We start from the raw sequence: 2,261 nt of genomic DNA on the forward strand, positions 1-2,261 counted from the left end.
GCTGTCCGCCGGCCCCTTGAAGGCCACCCGTGGCAAGACCGAGACCACCGACCATCCCCCCATCCACCCCACGGGCCAAGGCGACCCCGAGACGCTCGACGGCGGGCAGAAGAAGCTCTACATGCTTATCGCGAGGCGCTTCCTCGCCACGCTTATGGGGCCGGCGACCATCGAGAACACGAAGCTTTCCATCGATGTGTCGGGCGAGCCCTTCACGGCTTCGGGCGATGTTCTGGTGGATGCGGGCTTCCGCGAGGCGTACCCGTACGGCCTCAAGCGCGACGAGCAGTTGCCGCCGCTTGCAGAGGGCGACGCAATCGATGTCTCTGATATCAAGCTCGAGGCCAAGCAGACCGAGCCGCCAGCTCGCTACAGCCAGGGTCGGCTCGTGCAGGAGATGGAGAAGCGCGGCCTTGGTACCAAGTCGACCCGTGCAAGCATCATCGAGCGCCTCTACCAGGTGCGCTATCTCAAGAACGATCCCATCGAGCCCAGCCAGCTCGGCATGGCCATCGTGGACGCGCTCCACGAGTTCGCTCCCCGCATCACCACGCCCGAGATGACCTCTGAGCTCGAAGACGACATGACGCACGTTGCTGCGGGCGCCGATACCCAAGAGCACGTGGTCGAGCATTCGCGCGCGCTGCTCGCCGGCATGCTCGATACGCTCATCGCGCACAAGGACGATCTAGGCGAGGCCATCGCCGACGCGGTGACGGCCGACGCGAAGGTGGGCACGTGCCCCAAGTGCGGCAAGGACCTTGTGATGAAAACGAGCGCCAAGACGCGCGGGAGCTTCATCGGGTGCATGGGCTGGCCGGAGTGCGACGTGACCTATCCGGTGCCGAGCGGCGTGAAGGTCTCGCCGATCGAGGGCGAGGGGGCGGTGTGTCCCGAGTGCGGCGCTCCGCGCATCAAGTGCCAACCGTTCAGGCAGAAGGCCTACGAGGTTTGCGTGAACCCCAAGTGCCCCACCAATTTCGAGCCCGATCTGGTGGTGGGGGAGTGCCGCGTATGCGCCGAGGCCGGTCGCCACGGAGAGCTAGTCGCGCATAAGAGCGAGCGATCTGGCAAGCGATTCATCCGCTGCACGAACTACGACGAATGTGGTGTGAGCTACCCCCTGCCGGCGCGCGGCAAGCTTGAGGCCACGGGCGAGGTGTGCGAGCACTGCGGCGCGCCCGTCGTCGTGGTTCAGACGGCACGCGGCCCATGGCGTATCTGCGTGAACATGGACTGCCCAGGCAAGGAGAAGAAGCCGGCGCGCGGTCGCGGGGCGCGCGGCGCGGCCAAGGGCGGTTCTGCCAAGGGCGGTACGCGCAAGAGCGCGGCCAAGCCGGGCGCCAAGAAGACGGCGGCGAAGAAAACAACCAAGTAGCAGGGGCTGCGCATAGCACCGAAGCGGTGCTGCCAATCGGGGTCCTTTTGGTGCGGCTGCGCCAAGGCTTCCCGTGCCGTGGTTCGCGTATCATGTACGTATCTTGCGAATAACGGCGGGAGGGTGCGATGTTCTGCACGAATTGCGGCAGCAAATTGCCGGACGATGTGAAGTTTTGCACGCAATGCGGCGCTCCGGTGGCCAAGGTGATTCCGCGCAGCGATCTCGAGCAGGGGCAGCAGGCCGGGCGGGAGAGCGTTGGCGCACAGCCAATGGCCGGGCATGAAGCGCAGGAGGCTTCGGTTGCCGAATCGGTGCACGATGCGACCATCGGGGAGTCGCCAGACGGGGAGCCCCAGGTCGAGCACGCTGCCTCGCCGCTGGCAGAAGAGCCCGCGGAAGGGCCTGACGGGGCACCGCTTGGTGCCGATGCCGCGGGCGATGAGCCGACAACGGCTCTTTCCGCCGACGAGGCGGGTGCTGCAGACGCCGCGAGCGAGGACGAAACGAGCGCGCTTGCCATCGGCGGCGCAAGCGAAGACGAGACGACCGCCTTCGCCCCCGATGCCGCCGCTGCGGAGGGTGCCGCGAGCGAGCTGCCGAACGGCACCATCCTTCTCGGTGCCGACGATGCCCCGGCACCCGGCGAGGACGTTGCTCCCAACGACGAGCGCACCACGGGGCTTGCGCCCTCGCCCGATCCCGACGAAGCGGAGCGCGCCGCTGCTGCAGCCGATGCCGCGGCTGCCGAGGACGCCCTGTGGTCCGAGCCGCCGCAGGACGAGGCGACCACGGTGCTCGGTGGCGGCGTTGCCGGCCAGCCTTCCAGCCAGGAGGCCGCGCCCCGGCAGGTCTCGTGGCGACAGACCGCGCAGGATGCGGC

At 67.8% G+C, this 2,261-nt stretch carries 2 protein-coding genes; both read left to right on the forward strand.

Going from position 1 to position 2,261, the window contains the following annotated elements; genetic code table 11:
* A partial coding sequence (locus tag AC1VS5_RS09540) for a DNA topoisomerase (RefSeq protein WP_481218469.1) occupies nt 1–1,378 on the forward strand: 1,378 nt, incomplete at its 5' end.
* 128 nt (nt 1,379–1,506) lie between these two features.
* Nucleotides 1,507–2,261: zinc-ribbon domain-containing protein (locus AC1VS5_RS09545; RefSeq protein WP_481218470.1), on the forward strand; the 755-nt coding region annotated here is incomplete at its 3' end.

The organism is Enorma sp., assembly GCF_982429025.1.